Genomic DNA, 25,036 nt, shown 5'->3' with positions numbered 1-25,036 from the left:
CAAGAGATGCACGGCGTACTTCAGATGCGGAACGTTGTGCGGAGATCCATCGCTCGCCCCATCGTGGCGGTGACCGTCACCTGGGAAAAGAGGAGTGGACCGGCCGGAACAGGCCCAGGACGGTGCGGGCCAGAGGGCCCGTCAGCCGGACCGCGACGACCACGACGGGCGCGTGTGCGGGTGGGTGCCGACGTGTCCCGGCTTGGCCGAGCAGGGCCGGTGGGTGGCGCTCCGTGGCCCCAGGGCTCCGGGGCGACGGCGTAGGTCCCGGACCCCATCAGCACCGGGAGCATCTCGTGCCCGCACTGGTGCCGGGCCCGCACCGGCAGGGCCACCCGCCGCAGGGGCACGGTCAACTCCGCACCGCATCCGGCACACACGAACGCATCGGCCAACTACCACTGCCCCTCGTCGGCCCACAAGGAGATTCGGACGCGGTCCAGAGAACCGGGCCGCCGGATGTGCACGTGGTCAAGCAGGGGCCCCCGCCATCTGGCCCGCGCTGTCACGCGAAGGAGGGGCATGCCCAACGCGGAGAGGCCGCCGCGAGCGGGCTTCGGCACGGGCCCGGGCAACTGGCGCGGTGGGGGGGCGTCCAGGCCCGCGCCTGCGCCTTCGCCGTGGCACTGCCGGCCGGGATCGGCGCTCCCGGCTGCTGCCCCCGCTGCCGGTGGCGCGCTACGACCTGGTCCTCGTCCACGGCGTACTGCTCACCCGCGTCGCCCGCCGGGTGGGCCGGGAGACCGTGCGGGACACCGCGGTGATCGCCGTCTGCCATGTGCTGGGGCGGCTGTTCGAGATGGTCAAGGTGCGCCTGGGGTCGTGGAGTCATCCCGAGGACGCTCTCACCAACGTCGCCGGAGTGCCGCTGTACGGCGGCTTCATGTACGCGGCGGTCACCAGTTACGTGTGCCGGTCCCGACGGCCGAGGCGGCCGCGACACACCCGCTGCCGCGCCGCCGCCACGACTCCGGCCGCCGCCGTCTACCTCGACCTCTTCGCCCCACCTCCGGATACCGGACCTGCGCCGGCCGCTCGCGGTGGCGACGACCGCCGGGACCCGGGTGGGCTTCAGCGTGGGCGCCCACCGCTACCGCATGCCGCTCGTCGTCTCGTAGACGAGGAGCGGCAGGACGAGGTCCCCAGCGAGGGGGAACAGGGGGCCGCGAGCGGTCCCGGCGATCCTGGTCGCCACGGCCGTCCCGGTCGTGTCGCTCGTCCCCGGGGGCCCGGTCGCCCTGCCGGCACCGCTCCCGTCGGCCCCGGCGTCCCCGCACGCGCCGCCCGCCCTCCCCGTCGTACCACTCCGTCCCCTGTGTCCCGTCCGATCCGCCATGTCCGCCGCCTCCTCGCCCGGTGCCGAAAGCCGTACCGGACGACGTGACGAATCACGGCGCCGCCCGGCTGTCCGCTCTGGCCGGACGCCTCCGGCCCGCGCATTCACGACGTTCACGCTAGGCGCGGGACGGTGTCCGGCGGATCGACGCAGGGGTGGAGTGCCGGGTGGACATTCCGGGGACCAGCGCGGCCGCCTTCTCCACCGCAGGGTCCACCCCGAGGGTGGAGAGGACCGGGGAGGGTCAGGGGGGAGCCTGGGAGGGACAGGGGGGCCACTCCCAGCGTCAGCCGATCACAGCCCTCAGCCGATCACAGCCAACCCTCAGCCGATCACAACCGACCAGCTCCACCCTTCGCCGAACCCCCGTTCCCACCCTCGTCCCCGGCACCCCCGCCACCCCCGGCCCGCCCATTCCCCTTGTGCGCGTGATGCGGGTTCTTGGCATGGGTGCGCAGGCGGGCCGTCACGTCCTCGGGGGGCAGGAAGCGGGACCAGCGTTCGGGGAACTCGGAGGGCATGTCGGGGTCGTCGGGGTCGACCTCCCGGGCCGCCGCGGCGCGGGCGACGTACTCGGCGACCTGCGCGTGCCGCATCCGCTCGTTGGCCTCGCGCGCGGCCGCCGTGGCCGCGGCCGGCCAGACCCGGTCGATGGCCGCGTTCACGGCCGCGCCGACGAGCACGGCGAACGCGGACACACCGATCCACAGCAGGACGGCGACGGCGGCGGCGAGGGAGCCGTAGATGGTGGCGCCCTCGATGGTGCTCGTGAGGTAGATCCGCAGCAGGAAGCTGCCGAGGACCCACATGGCGAGGGCGACCAGCGCGCCGGGCACGTCCTCGATCCACGGGGAGCGGACCGGCACCGACACGTGGTACAGGGTCGTCAGGAAGACGATGGACAGGACGATCACGACCGGCCAGTACAGGACCTGGACGACCGTCTCCGACCACGGCAGGATCCGCACCACCGCGTCCGGCCCGGCCACCATCAGCGGCAGTGCCACCGAGCCGATCAGCAGCGCCACGATGAACAGCAGGAACGCCATGATCCGGGTCTTCACGATGCCCCGGACGCCGTCGAGGCCGTACATGACGGTGATGGTGTCGATGAAGACGTTCACCGCGCGCGAACCCGACCACAGGGCGAACAGGAAGCCGATGGAGATCACGTCGGGCCGGCCGCCCTTCATCACGTCGTGCAGGATCGGCTCGGCGATCTCCTTGACGCCCTTGTCGGACAGCACCGTGCGGGAGGCCTCCAGGAGGTTGGTCTCCAGGCTGTGGATGGTGTCGGCGCCGGTCCAGTCGTCGACGTAGCCGAGCAGTCCGATCAGGCTCAGCAGCAGCGGCGGCACGGACAGCAGCGTGAAGAACGCCGCCTCGGCCGCCAGGCCCAGGATGCGGTACTCCATGCAGGAGTTGACGGTGTCCTTGAGCAACAGCCAGGCGGTCCTGCGCTTGGAGACGTTCCGGTAGAGGGCTCTGGCCCGGTGGAGCCGGCCGGCCGGCCGCTCGGGGGGTTCACTTGCTGGCTGCACGTCCTAACGGTAGCCGCCGCACCGGCCCGTCCTCACCTTCCGGGGGCGATCACCGGGAGACGCATCGCCGGACGCGTCGATTTCCGGCGCTGTGCCACTCCGGGAGCCATCACCGCCGCCGTCCCGGGTAGGTTCGCAACCATGGCAGGCACCTCCACCCACACCGTGACGAACCAGCCGCCCCCGCTGGCCGGCTACGACGTCTTCACCGCCGACCGGGCCCTCGCCGAGGCCGTCGACCGGTACACCGGGGCCGACGTCCTGGAGGAGGTGCGCGCCGAGCTGTCCGCGCTGGGCCGGGCCGCCGGTTCGGCCCAGCTCCAGGAGTGGGCGACGCAGGCGAACGAGGATCCGCCCCGGCTGCGCAGCCACGACCGGTACGGCCACCGGATCGACGAGGTCGACTTCCACCCGGCCTGGCACCGGCTGCTCGGCAAGGGCGTCTCGGCCGGGCTGACCGGCGCCTGGACGCGCCCGTCGGGGCATGTGCGCCGGGCGGCCGGGTTCCTGGTCTGGACGCAGGTCGAGGCGGGCACCTGCTGCCCGCTGTCGATGACGCACGCTGCCGTGCCCGCCCTGCGCGCCGACGCGGAGCTGGCCTCCGAGTGGGAGCCCCGGCTGGCGTCCACGGTCTACGACCGGGAGCTGCGGCCCGCCGGACAGAAGCCCGGTGCCCTGTTCGGAATGGGCATGACCGAGAAGCAGGGCGGCAGCGACGTCCGCGCGAACACCACCGCGGCGCGGCCCCTCGCGGAGGACGGCGCGTACGTGCTGACCGGGCACAAGTGGTTCTGCTCGGCGCCGATGTCGGACGCGTTTCTGGTGCTCGCGCAGGCCCCGGGCGGGCTCACCTGCTTCCTGGTCCCGCGGGTCCTGCCCGACGGCGGCCGCAACGTCTTCCTGATCCAGCGGCTGAAGGACAAGCTGGGCAACCGCTCCAACGCCTCCGCGGAGGTCGAGTTCGACGGCACCTGGGCGCGCCGGGTCGGCGAGGAGGGGCGCGGGGTCCGCACGATCATCGGGATGGTCGCAGCGACCCGGCTGGACTGCGCGCTCGGCTCGGCGGGCCTGATGCGGCAGGCGGTGGCGCAGGCCGTGCACCACTGCGCGCACCGGGAGGTGTTCGGCGGGAAGCTGGTCGACAAGCCGTTGATGCGCAATGTCCTCGCCGATCTGGCGCTGGAGTCGGAGGCGGCGACCGCGCTCGCGCTGCGGCTGGCCGCGGCCTGGGACGACGGTGGCGAGCAGGAGCTCGCCCTCCTGCGGCTCGCGGTGCCGGCCGCGAAGTACTGGATCACCAAGCGCTGCGCCCCGGTGGCCGTGGAGGCCGCCGAGTGCCTGGGCGGCAACGGGTACGTGGAGGAGTCCGGTCTGCCCCGGCTGGTGCGGGAGTCGCCGCTGAACTCCGTCTGGGAGGGTGCGGGGAACGTGCAGGCGCTGGACGTGCTGCGGGCCCTGCGGCGGGAGCCGGGCGCGCTGGACGCCTGCCTCACCGAGATCGGCCGGGCGCACGGCGCGGACCACCGGCTGGACCGGGCGGTGAAGGACCTGTTCACCGAACTCGCCGACCTGGAGGGCGTCGAGGGGCGCGCCCGGCGCCTGGTGGAGCGGCTGGCGCTGGTCCTCCAGGGCTCCCTCCTGGTCCGGTACGCCCCGTCGGAGGTGGCCGACGCCTTCTGCGCCTCCCGCCTGGGCGGCGACCACGGCGCGTCCTTCGGCACGTTGCCGACGGGCCTGGACCTGGAGTCGGTGGTGGATCGAGCGCGCCCGGTCTGACCTGCCGTACCCGGCCGAGGTCTCGGAGGGAGGGGGTGGTGCTGCGCCGACACGGCACCACCCCCTACCGCCTGGGTCAAGTCTCGGCCAGGGCCGGGCGGTTCACCAGGGTTGCAGGGGGTTGCAACTTATGGGGGCACATGCGCGGAGTCTGTGCCTCCGCCATGTCCGGAACGGCAGTATGAGGGGCACAGCCGGACCGGAAACCGCCGCCCGGACGGCTTGACAAGTGTGTTCGACGCCCCTTTCCGGGAGGACCGCAGTGGTGAACCCGCCGATGAACGTGGCGCGCCTGGCCGCCGTGGACGCGGCGCAGGCGGCGCGGGTGCTGAGCGAGGTGCGCGAGGCCACGCTCGCCGGGCAGCGGACGCGGCTCGCGCCCCGTCCGGTGATCGAGCAGTCGTGGGGACGGATGCTGCGCAGCGGCGTCGACCCCGAACGCGACTTCAGGTCCGGGCTGTTGCCCTCGGACGAGGTGCGGCGCCGGCGGGAGGAGTCGCCGCTGCGGCACGTCCTGCCGGTGCTGCGGGAGGGGCTGCTTTCGGTCGCGGACGTCGCCCAGCACATCATGGTCGTCGCGGACGCCGACGGCCGCGTGCTGTGGCGGGAGGGGGCGCCGTCGGTACTGCGGAAGGCCGACGGGCTCGGCTTCGAACTCGGCGCGGACTGGCGGGAAGACGTCGTCGGCACCAACGGGGTGGGCACCCCGGCGGTGGTACGGCGGCCGGTCCAGGTGTTCGCCGGCGAGCACTTCGTACGGTCCCACGTCTCCTGGACCTGTTCGGGCGCGCCGATCACGGATCCGCGGGACGGGCGGCTGCTCGGCGTGGTGGACGTCAGCGGGCCGCTGGAGACCATGCATCCGGCGACCCTCGCCTGGGTGGACTCGGTGGCCAAGCTGGCCGAGGCCCGGCTGCGGGAGCTTCATCTGGCCTCGCTGGAGCGGCTGCGGGTGGTGGCGGCACCGGTGCTGGCCCGGCTGGCCGGGCGGGCGCTGGTGGTGGACCGCGACGGCTGGGCGGCGGCCGTGACCGGGATGCCGTACGTGCGGCGGGTGACGCTGCCCAGGACGCTGGCGCCGGGCCGCCGGTGGCTGCCCTCGCTCGGCTCCTGCGCGGTGGAGCCGCTGGCCGGGGGCTGGCTGCTGCGGGCGGAGGAGGAGTCGCGGGCCGGTGCTCACCGGATCGTGCTGGACCTCGCCCGGCCGGGCCGCTGCACGGTGACGGTCACGGCGTCGGCGGGTACCTGGTCGCGGGAACTGAGTCCGCGCCATGCCGAGTTGCTGTTCCTGCTCGCCGAGAACCGTGCCGGGCGCGGGGCGGCGGGGCTGGCCGAGGATCTGTTCGGCGATCCTTCCCGTACCGTGACGGTACGGGCCGAGATGTCCCGGATCCGGAGGTACCTTGGGGAACTTCTCCAGCATCGGCCGTATCGTTTCCGCGACGACACGGAAGTGGATGTGATCCTTCCAGATGATCCGTCCCACCTGCTCCCCCAGTCGACAGCACCAGCGGTGACCCGGAAGCGGAACGCCGTGCACGACGGCCGTACCGAGCAGCCCGAGCCAGCGTGACCATCCGGCCCGACCCGGCCCCGCGCGCGTCTTCCGCCCATCTGCGCGGACTTTGCCCTGCGCGGCCCGTTCCTGCCGTAGCATCCCGTACGGGCCTCCCCACCTGCTCCTCGCGTGAACCTACGGATCGTCAGGCGCAGTTGGCCCGTCCTCTGGAGGAGAGATGAAGCATCGCGGCAGACACCGCCGACGCAGACGGGGCGCTGCGCTGCGCGCGGTCCTGACCGGCGCCGCGCTCGCGCTCACCGCCGCGGCCACCCTGATCAGCGCCTCCCAGGCCGACGTCACCGAGAACCCGGGCGCGCTGAAGCCGCTGACCTCCCCGGCGGACACCGGCCGGCTCCGCCTCCAGGAGCACCGGGTCCCCGCGCGCTCCCTGGACCGCCTCGCCGGCGCGATGGGCCGCCCGGTCGGTGTGGACGCCGTGCTCCGGAGCACCGACCGATCCCTGCGCGAGGGTGACGACTGCTCCACCGGCGACCGCGCCTCGCTGCCCGTCGCCCCGGCCGCCGCCCGCGCCTACTGCTGGGACCCGGCCGACACCGCCGCCGGCGACTGGCGGCCCGCCTCGGTGACCACCTCGGGGGACGCCGACGAGGACGGCGTCTGGGGCACCCACCGGGTCGTCCTCGCCGGCTGGACGCACAGCACCACCACCGGCCGCCCCGCCGAGCGCGGCCTCGCCCGGGTCGCCTTCGTCGACGCGGACGATCCCGCACACCTCTCCTACCGCTGGGTGCTGCTGGTGGTGCCGGTCGACGGCGGCCGGGACTACCGGGGCCTGACCTCCGGCCTCTCCGGCATGGTCTGGTACCGGAACAAGCTGCTGGTCACCACCGCGGCCGGCGGCGCCGACGCGCTCTACGTCTACGACCTGGACCGCATCCAGCGCACCACGGTCGACGGGCCGGCGATCGGCCGCGTGGCCGGCGGCTGGTCCGCCGACGGCCACGACTACGTACTGCCCGCGGTCGCTTCGTACCGCTTCACCTCCGGACGTTGCGGCCCCTCCGGGCCGCCCTGTCCGGGCGCGCTCGCCCTCGACCGCGGTACGACACCCGACAGTCTCTTGGCCGCGGAGTGGACCGCGCCCGGCGGCGACCGGAGCGCCCGGCTGTGGCGGTACGCGTTCAGTGACGATCCGGCGCGTCCCGGGCCGCTCGCCACGGACGCCTGGGGGCGGGCGGACGCGGTGGAGGCGTACCGGACCCGGGCCGACGGGATCCGGGGCCTGCTGTCGTACCGGAAGCCCGGGGCGGACCGCCCGTCCTGGTATGTGGGACGGCTGCCCGAGTCGCAGGACGGGCACGGCGGGCTGTGGCGGCAGGACACCCGGGGTGCCCGGGCGGCCCGCTGCGGAGCCGACGCCTCGGACCGCTGCTGGGCGCAGGACGCGGGCTCCCTCTCCTACTGGCAGGAGACCGGCGAGGTGTGGTCGCTGTCGGACCGCATGCTGTTCGCGCTGCCGCTGGCCGAGCTGGACCGCTCCCTGGACTGACGGCCGCCACCGGGGGCCGTCGTGACCCACGGCTCCGGAGGCCGCGGCGTGCCTGCTCGGCTCCGGGGCCTGGCCGGGGGCACCCCGGACCCGATCGACAGACCGGGCGGCAGGATGGTTCCCTGGCTCGCATGAGCAGCGCCCCTGTCACCACCTGGTCCCTTGAGCAGACCTCCCCGGCCGACCTCCTGCCCGCCGCCGCCCCCGACGGCGACGTCCGGATCGTCCGCGCCGAGGTACCCTCCCCCGAGTTCAGCCGGTTCCTGTACGCCTCGGTCGGCGGCGACATCCGCTGGACCGACCGGCTGGGCTGGACCTACGCGCGGTGGCGGGATCACCTGGAGCGGCCCGGTGTGGAGACGTGGGTGGCCTACGACCGCGGCACCCCGGCGGGCTACGTCGAGCTGGAGCCGCAGGACGAGGGCGCGGTGGAGATCGTGTACTTCGGGCTGATCCCCGCCTTCCGCGGCCGGCGCATCGGCGGCCACCTGCTGATGTACGGGACGGCCCGCGCGTGGGACCTGGCCGAGCGGTGGCCGGGGCGGACGCCGACGAAGCGGGTGTGGCTGCACACGTGCAGCAAGGACGGTGAGTTCGCGATGGACAACTACCAGCGGCGCGGCTTCAAGCTGTTCGACACCAAGGTGGAGCTGGAGCCGGACGTGGCCGCGCCGGGTCCCTGGCCCGGCGCATACCCCGCCTGACCTGCCAGGACAAGCCTTTCGACGGCGCATGTGAGCGACGACACCCTTGTTCCATATTCCGGGACAAGGGTGTCCGCATGATGGATGAAGCTGGACTGTGTCCAGATCGCCGTGACACGCTTCCGTCATGTCCGGAACTGGAATTGCCTTGGTGAGTCGGCGGCACGTCGACCTCGGCCGCATGTCCAGCGCCATCTGTCCGGCGAGCTGACGCCTCCCAGCACCGCCGTTCCCCCTTGCACCCGATCACGTGTGCGCAATGACGCGCACCCCTGCCGCATGCGCACGGACGTGCAGGTCAGCCGCATTCCCGCCTGTCCCGAAGGACGTACATCCATGGCCGCCACCCCACAGAACCCCGCCGCCTCCGCGCCCCGCCGCAAGGTGAGCCGTCACCGCGGTGAGGGCCAGTGGGCCGTTGGCCATTTCACGCCCCTCAACGGCAATGAGCAGTTCAAGAAGGACGACGACGGTCTCAATGTGCGGACACGCATTGAGACGATCTACTCCAAGCGCGGCTTCGACTCCATCGACCCGAACGACCTTCGCGGCCGGATGCGCTGGTGGGGGCTGTACACCCAGCGCAAGCCCGGGATCGACGGCGGCAAGACCGCGATCCTGGAGCCGGAGGAGCTGGACGACGAGTACTTCATGCTGCGCGTCCGCATCGACGGCGGCGCGCTGACCACGGCGCAGCTCCGGGTGATCGGTGAGATCTCGCAGGAGTTCGCGCGCGGCACGGCGGACATCACCGACCGGCAGAACGTCCAGTACCACTGGATCCGGATCGAGGACGTGCCCGAGATCTGGGACCGGCTGGAGGGCGTCGGCCTGTCCACCGTCACCGCCTGCGGTGACACCCCGCGTGTGATGATCGGCTCCCCGGTGGCGGGCATCGCCGAGGACGAGATCATCGACGCCACGCCGGCGCTGGAGGAGATGAAGCGCCGCGTCCTGAACAACAAGGCGTACTCCAACCTGCCGCGCAAGTTCAAGACGGCCATCTCGGGTTCGCCGCTGCTGGACGTCGTGCACGAGATCAACGACGTGGCGTTCGTCGGCGTCCGCCACCCCGAACACGGCCCGGGCTTCGACGTCTGGGTCGGCGGCGGTCTGTCCACCAACCCCAAGCTGGGCGTGCGCCTCGGCGCCTGGGTGCCGATCGACGAGGTCCCCGATGTCTACGAGGGCGTCATCTCGATCTTCCGCGACTACGGTTACCGCCGGCTGCGCAACCGGGCCCGGCTGAAGTTCCTCGTCGCCGACTGGGGCGCGGAGAAGTTCCGGCAGGTGCTGGAGGACGAGTACCTGAAGCGCAAGCTGACCGACGGTCCCGCTCCCGAGCAGCCGGTGCAGCAGTGGCGCGACCACATCGGTGTGCACCGGCAGAAGGACGGCCGGTTCTACGTCGGTTTCGCGCCGCGCGTCGGCCGGGTCGACGGCGCCACGCTGACGAAGGTCGCCGACCTCGCGGAGGCGCACGGCTCGGGCCGGGTGCGCACCACCGTCGAGCAGAAGATGATCATTCTCGACATCGAACAGGACCGGGTCGACTCGCTGGTGGAGGCCCTGGAGGCGCTGGACCTCACCGCCCGGCCGTCCTCCTTCCGGCGCGGCACCATGGCCTGCACCGGCATCGAGTTCTGCAAGCTCGCCATCGTGGAGACCAAGCAGCGCGGCTCGCAACTGATCGACGAACTGGAGCGCCGGCTGCCGGACTTCGACGAGCCGATCACCATCAACCTCAACGGCTGCCCGAACGCCTGCGCCCGTATCCAGGTCGCGGACATCGGTCTCAAGGGCCAGTTGGTCCTCGACGACAAGGGCGAGCAGGTCGAGGGCTACCAGGTGCACCTCGGCGGCGCCCTCGGGCTGGAGCCGGCCTTCGGCCGCAAGGTGCGCGGCCTGAAGGTCACCGCGGAGGAGCTGCCCGACTACATCGAGCGGGTGCTCAAGCGGTTCCAGGCCGAGCGCGCGGACGGCGAGCGGTTCGCGACCTGGGCGGCGCGGGCGAGCGAGGAGGCGCTGTCGTGAGCGAGCGGGCCGCGCCCTTCTACTGCCCCTACTGCGGCGACGAGGACCTGCGCCCGAGCGGCGAGGGCCACGGCGCCTGGGAATGCGCCGCGTGCAACCGCGCATTCCAGCTGAAGTTCCTGGGTCTGCTGGCCCGGGGCGTTCAGCGAGCCGACAACGGAGGGGACGACCTGATATGACGACGGCTCAGGAAGAGCGTACGACCGAGGAGCTGAGGGCGCTCGCCGAGCAGGCGGGCCGCGATCTGGAGGACGCGTCCGCGCTGGAGATCCTCCAGTGGGCGGTGGACACCTTCGGCACGAAGTTCTGCGTCACGTCCTCGATGGAGGACGCCGTGGTCGCCCATCTCGCCTCGCGCGTGCTGAAGGGCGTCGACGTCGTCTTCCTCGACACCGGCTACCACTTCCCGGAGACCATCGGCACGCGGGACGCCGTGGAGGCCGTGATGGACGTCAACGTCATCACCCTCACGCCGAAGCAGACGGTCGCCGAACAGGACGCCGAGTACGGCCCGAAGCTGCACGACCGCGACCCCGACCTGTGCTGCGCGCTGCGCAAGGTGCGGCCGCTGGAAGAGGGCCTGAAGAACTACCAGGCCTGGGCGACGGGCCTGCGCCGCGACGAGTCCCCGACCCGGGCGAACACCCCGGTCGTCGGCTGGGACGAGAAGCGGCGGAAGGTCAAGATCTCGCCGATCGCCCGCTGGACCCAGGACGACGTGGACGCGTACATCACCGAACACGGCGTGCTCACCAACCCGTTGCTGATGGACGGCTACGCCTCCGTCGGCTGCGCCCCGTGCACCCGCAGGGTCCTGGAGGGCGAGGACGCGCGGGCCGGCCGCTGGGCGGGCCGGGCCAAGACCGAGTGCGGACTGCACGGATGACGAACGAGCGGATTCAGGAGAACCACGTGACGACCGGAGCCACCGTCTGGCTCACGGGTCTGCCGAGCGCCGGCAAGACCACCATCGCGTACGAGCTGGCGGGCCGGCTGCGCGCCGAGGGCCACCGTGTCGAGGTGCTCGACGGCGACGAGATCCGCGAGTTCATCTCGGCGGGCCTCGGCTTCTCCCGGGAGGACCGGCACACCAATGTGCAGCGCATCGGCTTCGTCGCCGAGCTGCTGGCCCGCAACGGCGTCAAGGCGCTGGTCCCGGTGATCGCGCCGTACACGGAGAGCCGGGACGCGGTGCGGGGGCGGCACGAGGAGAACGGGACGCCGTACCTGGAGATCCATGTGGCGACCCCGGTCGAGGTGTGCAGCGTGCGCGACGTGAAGGGGCTGTACGCCAAGCAGGCCGCGGGCGAGCTGACCGGGCTCACCGGGGTCGACGACCCGTACGAGGAGCCGGAGAAGCCCGATCTGCGGATCGAGTCGCAGCACCAGACGGTCCAGGAGTCGGCCGCGTCGGTGTACGCGCTGCTGAGCGAGAGGGGACTGGCATGACCACGGTCGCCACGGTGGACGAGGGCACGGACAGCCCGTACGCGCTGTCGCACCTGGACGCGCTGGAGTCCGAGGCGGTGCACATCTTCCGCGAGGTCGCGGGCGAGTTCGAGAACCCGGTGATCCTGTTCTCCGGGGGCAAGGACTCCATCGTCATGCTGCACCTCGCGCTGAAGGCCTTCACCCCCGCGCCGGTGCCGTTCTCCCTGCTCCATGTGGACACCGGACACAACTTCCCGGAGGTCCTTGAGTACCGGGACCGTGTGGTGGCCGCACATGGGCTGCGCCTCCATGTGGCGTCCGTCCAGGACTACATCGACCGCGGTGTGCTCAAGGAACGTCCCGACGGCACCCGCAACCCGCTCCAGACGCTCCCGCTGACGGAGAAGATCCAGAGCGAGAAGTTCGACGCCGTCTTCGGCGGTGGCCGCCGCGACGAGGAGAAGGCCCGCGCCAAGGAGCGGGTCTTCTCGCTGCGCGACGAGTTCTCCCAGTGGGACCCGCGCCGCCAGCGCCCGGAGCTGTGGAACCTGTACAACGGCCGGCACGCCCCCGGTGAGCACGTCCGGGTCTTCCCGCTCAGCAACTGGACCGAGCTGGACGTCTGGCAGTACATCGCCCGCGAGGGCATCGAGCTGCCGGAGATCTACTTCGCCCACGAGCGCGAGGTGTTCCAGCGCGGCGGCATGTGGCTCACCGCCGGGGAGTGGGGCGGCCCGAAGGACGGCGAGACGGTCGAGAAGCGGCAGGTGCGCTACCGCACCGTCGGCGACATGTCCTGCACCGGCGCGGTCGACTCCGACGCCGACACGATCGAGAAGGTCATCGCCGAGATCGCCGCGTCCCGGCTGACCGAGCGGGGCGCGACCCGCGCCGACGACAAGCTGTCCGAGGCCGCGATGGAAGACCGCAAGCGCGAGGGGTACTTCTAAGGATGAGCACGACCACGACCGAGGCGCTCTCGGCCACCACCCTGCTGCGGTTCGCCACCGCCGGCTCCGTCGACGACGGCAAGTCCACGCTCGTCGGACGGCTGCTGCACGACTCCAAGTCGGTCCTCGCCGACCAGCTGGAGGCCGTCGAGCGCGCCTCCGCGAGCCGGGGCCAGGACGGCCCGGACCTCGCGCTGCTCACCGACGGCCTGCGCGCCGAACGCGAGCAGGGCATCACCATCGACGTCGCCTACCGGTACTTCGCGACCCCGCGCCGCCGGTTCATCCTCGCCGACACCCCGGGCCATGTGCAGTACACCCGCAACATGGTCACCGGCGCCTCCACGGCCGAGCTGACGGTGATCCTGGTCGACGCCCGCAACGGCGTCGTCGAGCAGACCCGCCGGCACGCGGCCATCGCCGCCCTCCTGCGCGTCCCGCACGTCGTCCTCGCCGTCAACAAGATGGACCTCGTCGGATACGAGGAGAAGGTCTTCGCCGCGATCGCCGAGGAGTTCACGGCGTACGCGACCGAGCTGGGCGTCCCGGAGGTCACCGCGATCCCGATCTCGGCACTGGCCGGCGACAACGTGGTGGAGCCCTCCGCGAACATGGACTGGTACGGCGGCCCGACCGTGCTGGAGCATCTGGAGACCGTGCCGGTCAGCCACGACCTGGCGCACTGCCACGCGCGGCTGCCCGTGCAGTACGTGATCCGTCCGCAGACCGCCGAGCACCCGGACTACCGGGGCTACGCGGGCCAGATCGCGGCCGGTACGTTCCGCGTGGGCGAGCCGGTCACCGTCCTGCCGTCCGGCCGTACCTCGACGATCTCCGGCATCGACCTGCTCGGCGAGCCGGTCGACGTGGCCTGGACGACGCAGTCGGTGACGGTGCTGCTCGCCGACGACATCGACGTCTCGCGCGGCGACCTGATCGTGCCGACGAAGGACGCCCCGGCCACCACGCAGGACGTGGAGGCGACCGTCTGCCACGTCGCGGACGCGCCGCTGACCGTCGGTCACCGGGTGCTGCTCAAGCACGGCACCCGCACGGTCAAGGCGATCGTGAAGGACATCCCGTCCCGGCTGACCCTCGACGACCTGTCCCTGCACCCGCACCCGGGACAGCTCGTCGCCAACGACATCGGCCGGGTGAAGATCCGTACCGCCGAGCCGCTGCCGGTCGACTCCTACGCCGACTCGCGCCGCACGGGCTCCTTCATCCTCATCGACCCCGCCGACGGCACCACGCTCACCGCGGGCATGGTCGGCGAGTCGTTCGCGTCCCCGGAGCCGGTCAAGGACGCGGCCGACGACGACGGCTGGGACTTCTGAGCGATGAACTCCACCGATTTCTACTCGACGTTCGCGAAGGAGGGCGGCCGTGTCGGCAGCGGCGCCCTCGGCAGCGGGCAGGGCGGGGTCGCGCGATGTGCGCTGTGACGTACGCGCACTGCCTGCGCGCCCCGTCCCCCCACCCGACGTCCCGGAAGCGACGAAGACCCTTTGCCGACTCCCGGCCACGACCTGAGAGACCGTGACCGCCGGGCCAACGAGAGGAAAGCCTCCCGTGCCTGCCAACCGCTCCGCTCTGCTCCGTGGCGGCATCGCCGCGATCGCCGCACTTCCCCTGCTGTCCCTCGCAGCCTGCGGCTACGGGTCCGACTCCAAGGACGACAACGCGGGCGCCAAGATCGCCACCGGCGCCAAGAAGATCGACGGGCTCGGCTCCGTCAAGATCGGCTACTTCGGCAACCTCACCCACGCCACCGCCCTGGTCGGCAAGCAGAAGGGCTTCTTCCAGAAGGAGCTGGGCGCCACCGAGGCCAAGTACCAGGTCTTCAACGCCGGTCCGTCCGAGATCGAGGCGCTGAACTCGGGTTCCATCGACATCGGCTGGATCGGCCCCTCCCCCGCGATCAACGGCTACACCAAGTCCGACGGAAAGAGCCTGCGCATCATCGGCGGTTCGGCCTCCGGCGGGGTGAAGCTGGTCGTCAACCCGAAGAAGATCACGTCCCTGAAGGACGTCAAGGGCAAGAAGATCGCGACCCCCCAGCTCGGCAACACGCAGGACGTGGCGTTCCTCAACTGGGTGGCCGAGCAGGGCTGGAAGGTCGACGCGCAGAGCGGCAAGGGTGACGTGTCCGTCGTCCGCACGGACAACAAGGTGACCCCGGACGCCTACAAGTCCGGCTCCATAGACGGCGCCTGGGTCCCGGAGCCGACCGCGTCCAAGCTGGTCGCCGAGGGCGGCAAGGTGCTGCTGGACGAGTCGACGCTGTGGCCGGACAAGAAGTTCGTGATCACGAACATCATCGTGTCGCAGAAGTTCCTCAAGGAGCACCCGAAGGCCGTCGAGGCGGTCCTCAAGGCGTCGGTCGAGACCAACAAGTGGATCAACGCCAACCCGGACGAGGCGAAGGCCGCCGCGAACAAGCAGCTCGGCGTCGACTCCGGCAAGGAGCTGCCCGCGAAGGTGCTGGACCCGGCGTGGAAGTCCGTCCAGTTCACCGACGACCCGCTGGCCGCGACCCTCGACACCGAGGCGAAGCACGCCGTCAAGGCCGGCCTGCTGGAGAACCCCAAGCTGGACGGCATCTACGACCTCACCCTCCTGAACAAGGTCCTCAAGGCCGAGGGCGAGCCGACCGTCAGTGACGCCGGACTCGGCGCCGAGTAAGTCCCGTAGCCGATGAGTTCCCAGGAGGTGACGACCATGGCAACGACCTTCGCCGAGGCCGCCGAGACGGTCGAGCACGCGGCGCGCATCGAGCACGTCTCGAAGTCCTTCGCGACACCGGGCGGGCAGCAGCTCGTCCTGGACGACATCAGCCTCGATGTCGCACCGGGTGAGTTCGTCACCCTCCTGGGGGCCTCGGGCTGCGGCAAGTCGACGCTGCTGAACCTGGTGGCGGGGCTGGACCGGCCCTCCGCCGGCAGCATCGCGACCGACGGGCGTCCGGCCCTGATGTTCCAGGAGCACGCCCTGTTCCCGTGGCTGACCGCGGGCAAGAACATCGAACTCGCCCTCAAGCTCAGGGGCGTCGCGAAGAACGAGCGCCGCGAGCGGGCCGAGCAGCTGCTCGAACTGGTGCGGCTGCAGGGCTCGTACGGCAAGCGGGTGCACGAGCTGTCCGGCGGTATGCGCCAGCGTGTGGCCATGGCCCGCGCGCTCGCGCAGGACAGCCAGCTGCTGCTGATGGACGAGCCGTTCGCCGCGCTGGACGCGATCACCCGGGACCTGCTGCACGACGAGCTGACCCGTATCTGGGCGGAGACGGGCGTGTCCGTCCTGTTCGTCACACACAACGTGCGCGAGGCGGTACGGCTGGCGCAGCGGGTGGTGCTGCTGTCGTCCCGCCCCGGCCGGGTGGCCCGTGAGTGGCGGGTGGACATCCCGCAGCCGCGGCGCATCGAGGACGCGCCGGTCGCCGAACTGTCCTTGGAGATCACCGAAGTACTGCGTGGGGAGATCCGGCGTCATGGCCAGCACTGAGACCAAGACCGTCGCGGACGCGGGGAGCGTCGAGGCGGGCCTGGACGCCCTGGAGGTCGTCGCCGCCGGCCGTACGCCGTTCCGGCAGACGTTCACCAGCAAGATCCTGCCTCCGGTCATCGCCACCGTGGTGGTGCTGGTCGTGTGGCAGGCGCTGATCTCCTTCAAGATCGTCGACGACCCGACGAAGCTGCCCTCCCCCGCCGACGTCGGCGGCGAGTTCAAGCGTGCCTGGCTGGAGGGCACGCTGCTGGGCTACATCTGGACCAGCGTCTCGCGCGGTCTGCTGGGCTTCCTGTTCGCGCTGGCCATCGGCACCCCGCTCGGTCTGCTGGTCGCGCGGGTGAAGTTCGTGCGCGCGGCCATCGGCCCGGTGCTGTCCGGTCTGCAGTCGCTGCCGTCGGTGGCGTGGGTGCCGCCGGCGGTGATCTGGCTGGGCCTCGACAACAAGATGATGTACGCGGTGATCCTGCTCGGCGCGGTCCCGTCGATCGCCAACGGCCTGGTCTCCGGCATCGACCAGGTGCCTCCGCTGTTCCTGCGGGCGGGCCGCACCATGGGCGCGACCGGGGTGCGGGGCGCCTGGCACATCGTCCTGCCGGCCGCGCTGCCGGGCTACCTCGCGGGCCTGAAGCAGGGCTGGGCCTTCTCCTGGCGCTCGCTGATGGCCGCGGAGATCATCGCCTCCTCCCCCGACCTGGGCATCGGCCTGGGCGCGCTGCTGGAGAACGGCCGCAACGCCAGTTCCATGTCCATGGTGTTCGAGGCCATCTTCCTGATCCTGTTCGTCGGCATCGCCATCGACCTGCTCATCTTCAGCCCGCTGGAGCGGTGGGTGCTGCGCAGCCGCGGCCTGCTGGTGAAGGGCTGACCATGCGCCGTCCGGTCCTCCTCGTCATCGCCCACGGCAGCCGCGACCCGCGGCACGCGGCGACCGTGCACGCCCTGGTGGAGCGGGTGCGGTCGCTGCGGCCGGGCCTGCGCGTGGAGACCGGGTTCCTGGACTTCAACGTCCCGTCGGTGCACGGGGTGCTCCAGTCGCTGGCGGTGGAGGGCGTGGGGGACGTCGTCGCCCTGCCGCTGCTGCTGACCCGCGCGTTCCACGCCAAGGCCGACATCCCCGCCGTGCTGCGGGACGCGCCGGCGCGGCTGCGGATCCGGCAGGCGGACGTGCTCGGCCCGTCCCCGCTGCTGCTGTCCGCGCTGGAACGGCGGCTGTACGAGGCGGGCCTGTCGCCCGCCGACAAGTCCTCGACCGGGGTCGTGCTGGCCTCGGCGGGGTCCTCCGACCCGGAGGCGATCGCGGTGATCGCCGACATCGCGCGGGAGTGGTGGCACACCGGTTGGTGCGCCGTGCGACCCGCGTTCGCCTCCGCGTCCCTTCCCCGCACCGAGGACGCGGTACGTGAGCTGCGCGCCCTCGGCTGCGAGCGGGTCGCCGTCGCGCCGTACGTCCTGGCCCCCGGCTTCCTGCCGGACCGGATCGCGCGCGGCGCGGCCGGGGCGGACGTGCTCGCCGAGGTGCTCGGTCCCGCCCCCGAGGTGGCCCGGGTGGCGCTGGAGCGGTACGACAGCGCCTGCCGGCCTGCCCTGGCGGCACTCGGCGCGTGACCGCCGCGCGGCCGTGTCGCGCCGCCCGGATGCGGTGACGCCGACGGCTCCATGGCGGCGGGGCGCGCGGTACCCGGCGCCCCTGGCGGTACCGGGATGCATCAGTCGTCACGGCCCGCTCCCACCTGCCCGGCTTCCTCGAAAATCCCTCCCGGGCACTTCCGGATCTCCTGGGCCGGACCCCGGTTCGCGTGGCCGGTCGGGAGTTCGGGTGTCGCCTGGAGCTGCCCAGGGCCCTGTCGGGTCCGGCAGCCCGCCGGTCAGACGGTGCCGCTGCGGTCGGGGCTCGATCTCGGCCTCGGCGGCGGGGTCCGGGCGGTGGTGCGGGCCCGGTGACGTGGCAGGGCCGAAGCCCCGTGGCGGCGGGGCTCCGGCCGGTCAGAGCCCGAGGGCGTTGATGAGCTGCTGGGTGAAGGCGAGGCTGCCGGTGCCGGCCGAGGCCGCGATGGCGATCGTCTCCAGCGCGGAGCGGATCCGGCCGCGGTTCGGCGGCAGGCCGTCCTCGGCGGACTCCTGGAACTGGGCCTGGATGATCTCGCCCTGGGGCACCAGTTCCGGGTACTCGGCGCGCAGCGTGTCCGTGAGCCGCTGGGCGAGGTCCATCATGGTGGGCAGGTCGGGGTGGGCGTGGTCGATCTGGGTCTGGCCGTGGTCGCCGAAGTCGGCGGGGCCGTTGACGTTGCCGAAGTTGTAGGTGCTCATGTCCTGTCCTCGCTCGCGGTCCGGCGGCTCGCCCCGGACCGGAGGAGCCGTCGGATGGGTGGGGTTGCGGTTACGGCCTCGGCGCGGGCGGGCCTGATCCCGCGGGACCGGGGCCGCCCTGGGCTCCCTGGCCGTCCTGGGGTCCGGGCCCTTGCCGCCCGCCCAGGAGGGTCGTGCCGTGGGCGCCGAAGTTGCCGGGACCGCTGACGTTACCGATGTTGTAGGTCTGCGTGTTGATGACCTGTACGGCCTTGTCGAAGGAACCGGTGCCGATGTCGTGGTCCCGCAGGAACCGTTCCGTGGCGGTCAGCACGCCCTGCTGGAGCCGGAACAGGAAGTGCTGCATGTCGGTGCGTTCGGCGGAGCCGGCCTCGTCCCAGGCGCCGAGGTCCTCGCGCAGGCTGCCCGTGGCGCCGTAGTCGTGGCGGACGTGTTGCCTGGTGACGGCGCGGCGGGTCCGGGCCGGCGCCCGGTCGTGGTCGGCCTGCCGGCGGTGGCGCCGCAGGATGCGGCCGAGGGCCCCGTGCGGTTCCGGGCCGGTGCGGCGGGTGGCGTACCGGAAGTCCCACCAGCTCTCCCAGGGGGCGACCGGGAGCCGGTCCACGCGGTAGAAGGGCCGACCAGCGGCGGTATCGCGGAGGCGGCCACCTCCCAGGTCAGGCTGGGGTGGTGGAGGATCGCCCGCAGGTACGCGCGGGGCCGCCGGGTGGGGTCGGGCACCAGCTCGGCCATGAGGCGGGCGTTGCTGCCGAGGACGTGGAGCCGGTTCCTGGCCCGCAGCCCCTGGAGCCCCGAGATGTTCTCCATGTGCCGTGCCACGTAGGTGTGCGGGTCGATGACGTCGGACGGGCGCATCGGCAGCTTGCCGCCGCCCGGGGCGTCGGCGGGCCTGTTGATGTCGATGGGCTGCCGGACGACTTCCCTGGTCTTGTCGCCGCTGCCGACGAACGGCTCGGTGCAGGCGGCCTCGTCGGCGTAGGGCAGGACGTCGGCGCGTTTCAGGTCGTGCAGCGCGGCCTCGGCCCCGGTCTCCACCGGGGGTGCGGTCTGCTCGGGTGTGCCGGTGGAGAGGAACACCTCCCGTGCCATGACGCGGCTGCGCGCCTGGGTGTGGCGGAACCGTGTCCAGGCGATCGCGTAGGCGCCGAGAGGGCCGAAAATCGCCACCCGTCCGAGTGACCGGTGTCCGTTGACCAGTCCCCAGAGCCCGACAAGGAGCGCGAGGGGTACGGCCGTCCGGAGGCAGGCGAGCCGGCGGTCGAGGGCGGCGCGGCGGCGGGTGGCCGCACGCGCGTGCCGGGCGAGGGCGACGAAGTTGATGTCGAGGCTGAGCCCGATCGCGTTGAGCCGGTCTCCGGTGAGCATCCGGTCGGCGTACAGGGCGAAGTCGTCGTCGAGGTGCACCGAGGCGCTCAGGCGCCGGGTCACCCCGTCCTTGCGGTACTGCGGCAATGACGGCAATGGTCTGCCCGTCACACTCATCCGTCCGTCCCCCTCAGGCCTTCCGCGCCGTTCACCCTAGGGACAAGTCCGCGGGATTGTCGCCTGGTTCGGTGAGGGGCGGTGCCGGGGGGCGGTCGTGTGGTATCGGCCGCCGCGGTCCGGCGCTCCCCTGTGACGTCGGACCGCGGTGGCTCTTGGTTCTGCGCCGGACGGCGCCGTCGTGTCACACGTCCGGTACGGCCGGCCCGCCGGAGGGGCGTTTATCGGCCAACCCGCTCCGGGTCAGTCGAACCGCAGCGCACCGGTGCGGGTGCGTTTCAGTTCGAAGACGTCGGGGTGCCGGGCCAACACCCGGAAGCTGTCGAAGAGTTCGGCCGCCTCGGCGCCGCGCGGGACGGCGCGCAGCACGGGTCCGAACCAGACGGTGCCGTCGATGTGGAGGGTGGGTGTGCCGACGTAGCCACCGGTCTCCGGCTCGGCGCCGGCCGCGTGGCTGCGGCGGACCGCGTCGTCGTACGACGGGTCGTGGGCGGCGGCGGACAGATCGGCGGAGAGCCCGAGTCCGGCCAGTGACTCGGTGATCACCGTGTCGAAGTCCTCGACGCCCTGTTCGTGGATGCGGGTGCCGAACGCGGTGTACAGCTCGCGCAGCACCTTCTCGCCGTACCGCTCGGCGGCGGCCACGGCGACCCGTACAGGTCCGATCGAGCGGTCCACCAGGTCGCGGTACCAGTCGGGGAGTTCGTTGCCGGTGTTGTGCAGGTACAGGCTCATCACGCGGAACCGGAGGTCGAGCGGGCGCAGTCGCTCCACCTCCAGCAGCCAGCGGGAGGTGATCCAGGCGAAGGGACAGGCGGGGTCGAAGAAGAAGTCGACCCGGGTCGGGGCGGTGGTGGCGGTGTCCGTGTCCGTATCCGTATCCGTGACGGTGCTGCTGTGCGTCATGGCGTCGACGCTAGTGCGCCGGTGGTCCGGAATCCCGGCCCAATCCATCACCGTTCTCTTGACCCATTTCAGCCGGCGGTCACGCGCGCACCGCCTCGTCGGCCAGTCGGACCAGGTCGGCGACGGGCAGCGAGCCCGCCGCCCGGCGCTCCCGGGCGAACCGGTTGGCGAGGCCTTGCAGCAGTTCGTTCAGCGGGGTGGGGACGCCGTGCAGCCGGCCGAGCAGGGCGATCTCACCGTTGAGGTAGTCCGCCTCGATGGTGCCGGTGCCCCGGACCAGGGACTGCCAGGAGGAGCCGCCGCCGCGGGGAGCGCCGTCCAGCGGGACCAGGGTGACCTTGTCGCCGCGGGCCGCGCGCTGCTCCTCCGCGCCGGTGTACGGGATGCCGGCGGCGTCCAGCACGGCCTCCCCCTCGGCCCGCACGCGCGCGAACAGGGCCCGTGCCTCCTCGCTCGCCACCGGCCCGCTGACCGCTTCGAGGGCGTTGCCGAGGTTTCCGAGGAGCTTGGCGTACTGCCAGCGGGCCACGTCGGGCACCACCGGCGCCTCGAAGTGGGAGTCCGCGAGGTCGGCGGCGATCCGGCGGGCGGTGTCGTCGGTGCCGTGCGGGAGGCGGCCGAGGTGCAGGACGCCGGTGAGCGGGGCGCCGGCGGCGGAGACGACACCGGGTTCCACGAAGGTCGACGGCAGCCAGACGCAGACGCCGTACACGTGCCGGAAGCGGCGCAGCGCCAGCCGGCCGCTCTCGACGCCGTTCTGGAGGCAGACCAGCGGCAGCAGTTCGGCCGCCGTCCCGCCGCCGGCGACGGGCAGGCCGGCCCAGGTCTCCAGGGCGGCCACGGTGTCCTGGGTCTTCACGGCGAGGACGAGGACGTCGTCGGCGCGCAGTTCGCCGAGCGGTCCCGGTCCGTCGACGGCGGGCAGCCGGTGCGTCGACTCGCCCTGGGGAACCCGCAGTCGCAGTCCGTGCTCGCGGAGGGCGGCCAGGTGCGGGCCCCGGGCCACGAGGACGACCTCCCGCCCGGCCTGGGCCAGCCGCCCGCCGACGGTACCGCCGACGGCGCCGGCCCCGATGATGATGTAGCGCATGGGCAGAGCCTCGCACACACGTCCGCCTGGCGGCGCCGGTGCGGTGCGGCCGTCGTGCCCCGTGGGGGCGGGCACGACGGCCGGGCTCTGCGCATGCCGGGCGGGGCGCCGGCCGGCTTGGGCGAAACTCTGGCCGATCGGCGGGGCCGGGTTCAACTCCTCCACACAGCTGTGACTTGTTCAACAAGCTTTCGTAATGACAAAGGGGGTCCCTGGCGGCGGATCGGACATCGCGTCCCTGAGGGCCGCCCCCGAGAACCGGCGATAGATGTAAGGGCCCACTGTCCTCCCCAGCGGTGATCCGGACCCGGCGCGGTTCACCGGGCAGTACGACGAGATGGCTTTATCCGGCCCCTACCGTCGAACAGGAGCAAGCAGACGTGGCGGCAGGGGGCCGTCACCGCACACGAGGGGGCAGACCCGTCATGGGGAACACAGAGGTGCGGGTGCGGGGGCTGGCCGCCCGCGCCGGCGGCTGGAGCGCCCGGCACCGCTGGGCGGCCGTCGGCATATGGGTGTTGTTCGTCGTCCTGGCGATGGGCCTCGGCTCGGCGGCGGGCCGGGTCGACGTGAGCGAGAGCGACCAGCTCAAGGGCGAGACGCACACCGCCGCGAAGATCATCGATGACGCCGGGATCAAGGAGCCGGCCTCGGAGACGGTCCTGATCCAGTCGAAGGACGACACCGTCAAGGCCACCAGCCCGCAGTTCCGCGCGGCCGTCGCCGACGTGGTCGAGGCCGTCGGGGCCACCGGCAGGGTGACGGGCGTGACCTCGCCGTACGACACGCACACCGTCTCCCGGGACGGCCGCAGCGCGCTGGTCCAGTTCGACCTGCGTGGTGACGCGGAGACGGCCGCCGACCGGATCGAGCCGGTGCTCAAGGCCGTCGCCGGGGTGCAGAAGGACCACGGCACGCTGCGGATCGAGGAGATCGGCGGCGCCAGCATGCAGAAGCAGTACAAGGACGCCTTCGGGGACGACTTCCAGCAGGCCGAGTACTCGGCGGTGCCGGTGGCGCTCGGCATCCTGCTGATCGCGTTCGGTGCGCTGGTGGCCGCGCTGCTGCCGGTGGCCCTCGCGATCACCGCGATCATGGCGACGATGGGTCTGATGGGCCTGGTCAGCCACCTCCAGCCGATGAGCGACACGGCCAACTCGGTGATGCTGCTGGTCGGCATGGCCGTCGGTGTCGACTACTGCCTGTTCTACCTGCGCCGGGAGCGCGAGGAGCGGATGGCCGGCCGGGACGCCGGCACCGCCCTCCGGATCGCCGCCGCGACCAGCGGCCGGGCGATCATCGTCTCCGGTGTCACGGTGTGCGTGGCGATGGCGGGCATGCTGTTCACCGGGCTGGCCGAGTTCGAGGCGATGGGCCTGGCCTCGCTGATGGTGGTGGCGGTCGCCATGGTGGGCTCGGTGACCGTGCTGCCCGCGCTGCTGTCGCTGCTCGGCGAGCGGGTGGAGAAGGGGCGGCTTCCGTTCCTGGGCCGCCGCAGGCGCGGGGGGAACGGGGACAGCCGGTTCTGGACGGCCGTGCTGCGGGGTGTGCTGGCCAAGCCGCTGGTCTCGGTCGTCGTCGCGGCCGGCGCGCTGCTGGCGGTCGCCGCGCCCGCGCTCGGCATGAAGACCCAGCAGCTCACCCTGGACCAGGAGTTCGGCGACTCGCTGCCGATCGTGCAGACGTACAACCGCATCAACGACGCCTTCCCGGGCGGCAGCGAACCGGCCGAGGTCGTCGTCAAGGCCAAGGACATCAACGCCCCCGAAGTCCGGCGGGCGCTGGCCGACTTCAAGGAGCAGGCGGTCACCTCGGGCGCCTCGCGCGGCCCGGTCGACGTCAAGCTGTACGACGCCCAGGACGTGGCCCTGGTGTCCGTGCCGCTGGTCGGCGGCTCCGACATGGACCGGGCGACCGAGAGCCTGGAGAAGCTGCGCGACGAGGTGCGGCCCGCCACGCTCGGCAAGGTCGACGGCGTGCGGGCGCCGGTGACCGGGCAGGTCGCGGGCAACCACGACTTCAACGACCAATTGATGGGCTCTGTCGTCCCGGTCTTCGTGTTCGTGGTCGTCTTCGCCTTCCTGCTGATGCTGCTGTCGTTCCGCTCGCTGACCGTCGCGGTCACGTCGATCGTGCTCAATCTGCTGTCGGTGGCCGCCGCCTACGGCATCCTCGTCGCCGTCTTCCAGCACGGCTGGGGCGCCTCGCTGGTGGGCGCGGAGGGCGTCGGCGCGATCGTCACCTGGCTGCCGCTGTTCCTCTTCGTGATCCTGTTCGGGCTGTCGATGGACTACCACGTGTTCGTGGTCTCCCGGATCCGCGAGGCCCGGATGCGCGGCCGTACGACGAAGGACGCGATCCGGCACGGCGTGGTCACCACGGCCGGGGTCGTCACGAGCGCCGCGGTCATCATGGTCGCCGTGTTCGCGATCTTCGGCACGCTCTCCATGCAGTCCATGAAGCAGATGGGCGTGGGCCTGGCCGCGGCGGTCCTGATCGACGCCACGGTCATCCGCGGGGTGCTGCTGCCGGCAGTGATGGCGCTGCTCGGCGAGCGCAACTGGTACCTGCCGAAGTGGCTGCACCGCCTGCCGGACCTCACCCACGACGAGACCCCGGAGCCGGTGGCGTCGCCGGTGCCCGACCGGGGCGAGCGGCTGACTGTCTGATTCCGCCCGTTGCCACAGGGCCCGTCGGCCCCCGGGAACCGACGGGCCCTGTCCGTGCTCTCGTTGTCCGGACAGGTACGCCGTATCACGGGGGAGGAACCACATGGACAGGCGGAGTCTGCTCAAGGGCGCGCTGGCCGTGCCCGCGGCCGGGCTGCTGACCGGGGCACCCGCACACGCGGCGGGCGCGGCCGGACCGCCGGCGTTCGACGTGCTCGTCGGGGACGTGAAC

At 72.1% G+C, this 25,036-nt stretch carries 22 protein-coding genes and 1 pseudogene; 17 read left to right on the top strand and 6 right to left on the bottom strand.

Annotated features, from left to right (window positions below):
- Positions 1–94: 94 nt before the first annotated feature.
- A pseudogene (locus ACH4LD_RS06160) lies at positions 95–943 on the top strand (DUF817 family protein); the annotation flags it as partial.
- Between the two features lie 725 nt (positions 944–1,668).
- Here the strand turns inward: ACH4LD_RS06160 and ACH4LD_RS06155 are convergent.
- Positions 1,669–2,877, bottom strand: a complete 1,209-nt coding sequence (locus ACH4LD_RS06155) for a YihY/virulence factor BrkB family protein (protein ID WP_398054318.1) — start codon at positions 2,875–2,877, stop codon at positions 1,669–1,671.
- 141 nt (positions 2,878–3,018) lie between these two features.
- Here ACH4LD_RS06155 and ACH4LD_RS06150 point away from each other — a divergent pair, with 141 nt between their 5' ends.
- The 15 genes from ACH4LD_RS06150 to ACH4LD_RS06080 all read left to right on the top strand — a co-directional run bounded on the left by ACH4LD_RS06150 (position 3,019) and on the right by ACH4LD_RS06080 (position 17,955).
- Positions 3,019–4,653 carry an acyl-CoA dehydrogenase family protein gene (locus ACH4LD_RS06150; protein ID WP_398054319.1) on the top strand — a complete coding sequence of 545 codons (1,635 nt, stop codon included), beginning with the start codon at positions 3,019–3,021 and terminating at the stop codon, positions 4,651–4,653.
- A 277-nt stretch (positions 4,654–4,930) separates the two neighbouring features.
- Positions 4,931–6,226 (top strand): GAF domain-containing protein, encoded by a 1,296-nt coding sequence (locus ACH4LD_RS06145; RefSeq protein ID WP_398054320.1) that lies wholly within the window; start codon positions 4,931–4,933, stop codon positions 6,224–6,226.
- A 163-nt stretch (positions 6,227–6,389) separates the two neighbouring features.
- Positions 6,390–7,724, top strand: coding sequence for a hypothetical protein (locus tag ACH4LD_RS06140; protein WP_398054321.1), 1,335 nt, complete (start codon positions 6,390–6,392; stop codon positions 7,722–7,724).
- Between the two features lie 131 nt (positions 7,725–7,855).
- A complete protein-coding gene (locus ACH4LD_RS06135; RefSeq protein ID WP_398054322.1) occupies positions 7,856–8,428 on the top strand; it encodes a GNAT family N-acetyltransferase in 573 nt (190 codons plus the stop codon).
- A gap of 127 nt (positions 8,429–8,555) precedes the next feature.
- Positions 8,556–8,639, top strand: coding sequence for a putative leader peptide (locus ACH4LD_RS06130; protein ID WP_309486338.1), 84 nt, complete (start codon positions 8,556–8,558; stop codon positions 8,637–8,639).
- A 125-nt stretch (positions 8,640–8,764) separates the two neighbouring features.
- Complete coding sequence (locus ACH4LD_RS06125) at positions 8,765–10,462, top strand: nitrite/sulfite reductase (protein WP_398054323.1); 1,698 nt, start codon at positions 8,765–8,767, stop codon at positions 10,460–10,462.
- Positions 10,459–10,641 carry a hypothetical protein gene (locus ACH4LD_RS06120; protein ID WP_030645814.1) on the top strand — a complete coding sequence of 61 codons (183 nt, stop codon included), beginning with the start codon at positions 10,459–10,461 and terminating at the stop codon, positions 10,639–10,641. The genes ACH4LD_RS06125 and ACH4LD_RS06120 overlap by 4 nt, the downstream gene beginning before the upstream one ends.
- Positions 10,638–11,348, top strand: a complete 711-nt coding sequence (locus ACH4LD_RS06115) for a phosphoadenylyl-sulfate reductase (protein WP_398054324.1) — start codon at positions 10,638–10,640, stop codon at positions 11,346–11,348. The genes ACH4LD_RS06120 and ACH4LD_RS06115 overlap by 4 nt, the downstream gene beginning before the upstream one ends.
- Positions 11,345–11,911, top strand: coding sequence for an adenylyl-sulfate kinase (cysC, locus tag ACH4LD_RS06110; RefSeq protein ID WP_103811653.1), 567 nt, complete (start codon positions 11,345–11,347; stop codon positions 11,909–11,911). Before ACH4LD_RS06115 ends, cysC begins: the two co-directional genes overlap by 4 nt.
- A complete protein-coding gene (gene cysD / locus ACH4LD_RS06105; RefSeq protein ID WP_132783140.1) occupies positions 11,908–12,843 on the top strand; it encodes a sulfate adenylyltransferase subunit CysD in 936 nt (311 codons plus the stop codon). Before cysC ends, cysD begins: the two co-directional genes overlap by 4 nt.
- A gap of 2 nt (positions 12,844–12,845) precedes the next feature.
- The gene (locus tag ACH4LD_RS06100) at positions 12,846–14,180 is read left to right on the top strand and encodes a GTP-binding protein (protein WP_132783141.1); all 1,335 of its coding nucleotides are present in this window, start codon (positions 12,846–12,848) and stop codon (positions 14,178–14,180) included.
- Positions 14,181–14,415: 235 nt separating this feature from the next.
- Positions 14,416–15,528 (top strand): aliphatic sulfonate ABC transporter substrate-binding protein, encoded by a 1,113-nt coding sequence (locus ACH4LD_RS06095; protein WP_398054325.1) that lies wholly within the window; start codon positions 14,416–14,418, stop codon positions 15,526–15,528.
- A 12-nt stretch (positions 15,529–15,540) separates the two neighbouring features.
- Positions 15,541–16,344 carry an ABC transporter ATP-binding protein gene (locus ACH4LD_RS06090; RefSeq protein WP_165951494.1) on the top strand — a complete coding sequence of 268 codons (804 nt, stop codon included), beginning with the start codon at positions 15,541–15,543 and terminating at the stop codon, positions 16,342–16,344.
- On the top strand, positions 16,331–17,215 hold the full coding sequence (locus tag ACH4LD_RS06085; RefSeq protein WP_132783143.1) for an ABC transporter permease: 885 nt from the start codon (positions 16,331–16,333) through the stop codon (positions 17,213–17,215). Before ACH4LD_RS06090 ends, ACH4LD_RS06085 begins: the two co-directional genes overlap by 14 nt.
- 2 nt (positions 17,216–17,217) lie before the next feature.
- Positions 17,218–17,955 (top strand): sirohydrochlorin chelatase, encoded by a 738-nt coding sequence (locus tag ACH4LD_RS06080; protein WP_398054326.1) that lies wholly within the window; start codon positions 17,218–17,220, stop codon positions 17,953–17,955.
- A 378-nt stretch (positions 17,956–18,333) separates the two neighbouring features.
- Here ACH4LD_RS06080 and ACH4LD_RS06075 read toward each other — a convergent pair whose 3' ends face one another.
- The 5 genes from ACH4LD_RS06075 to ACH4LD_RS06055 form a co-directional block, all read right to left on the bottom strand.
- Positions 18,334–18,657: a hypothetical protein gene (locus ACH4LD_RS06075; protein ID WP_398054327.1), complete on the bottom strand. Its 324-nt coding sequence runs from the start codon at positions 18,655–18,657 to the stop codon at positions 18,334–18,336.
- A 70-nt stretch (positions 18,658–18,727) separates the two neighbouring features.
- On the bottom strand, positions 18,728–19,003 hold the full coding sequence (locus ACH4LD_RS06070; protein WP_398054328.1) for a hypothetical protein: 276 nt from the start codon (positions 19,001–19,003) through the stop codon (positions 18,728–18,730).
- Positions 18,964–20,109: a hypothetical protein gene (locus ACH4LD_RS06065; protein WP_398054329.1), complete on the bottom strand. Its 1,146-nt coding sequence runs from the start codon at positions 20,107–20,109 to the stop codon at positions 18,964–18,966. The genes ACH4LD_RS06070 and ACH4LD_RS06065 overlap by 40 nt, the downstream gene beginning before the upstream one ends.
- A 273-nt stretch (positions 20,110–20,382) precedes the next feature.
- On the bottom strand, positions 20,383–21,045 hold the full coding sequence (locus ACH4LD_RS06060; RefSeq protein WP_398054330.1) for a DsbA family protein: 663 nt from the start codon (positions 21,043–21,045) through the stop codon (positions 20,383–20,385).
- A gap of 79 nt (positions 21,046–21,124) precedes the next feature.
- The gene (locus tag ACH4LD_RS06055) at positions 21,125–22,135 is read right to left on the bottom strand and encodes a ketopantoate reductase family protein (protein ID WP_398054331.1); all 1,011 of its coding nucleotides are present in this window, start codon (positions 22,133–22,135) and stop codon (positions 21,125–21,127) included.
- Between the two features lie 425 nt (positions 22,136–22,560).
- Here ACH4LD_RS06055 and ACH4LD_RS06050 point away from each other — a divergent pair, with 425 nt between their 5' ends.
- Entirely contained in the window at positions 22,561–24,804 is a 2,244-nt protein-coding gene (locus ACH4LD_RS06050) for an MMPL family transporter (protein ID WP_398054332.1), read from the top strand.
- The last annotated feature ends 232 nt before the right edge of the window (positions 24,805–25,036 follow it).

Origin of the sequence: Streptomyces sp. NPDC017676 (assembly GCF_044329325.1) — a bacterium.
In the GTDB taxonomy this organism is placed as follows: domain Bacteria; phylum Actinomycetota; class Actinomycetes; order Streptomycetales; family Streptomycetaceae; genus Streptomyces.
The sequence above is the reverse complement of the archived record's forward strand: the minus strand, read 5'-3'. Positions and strand labels throughout refer to the sequence as shown.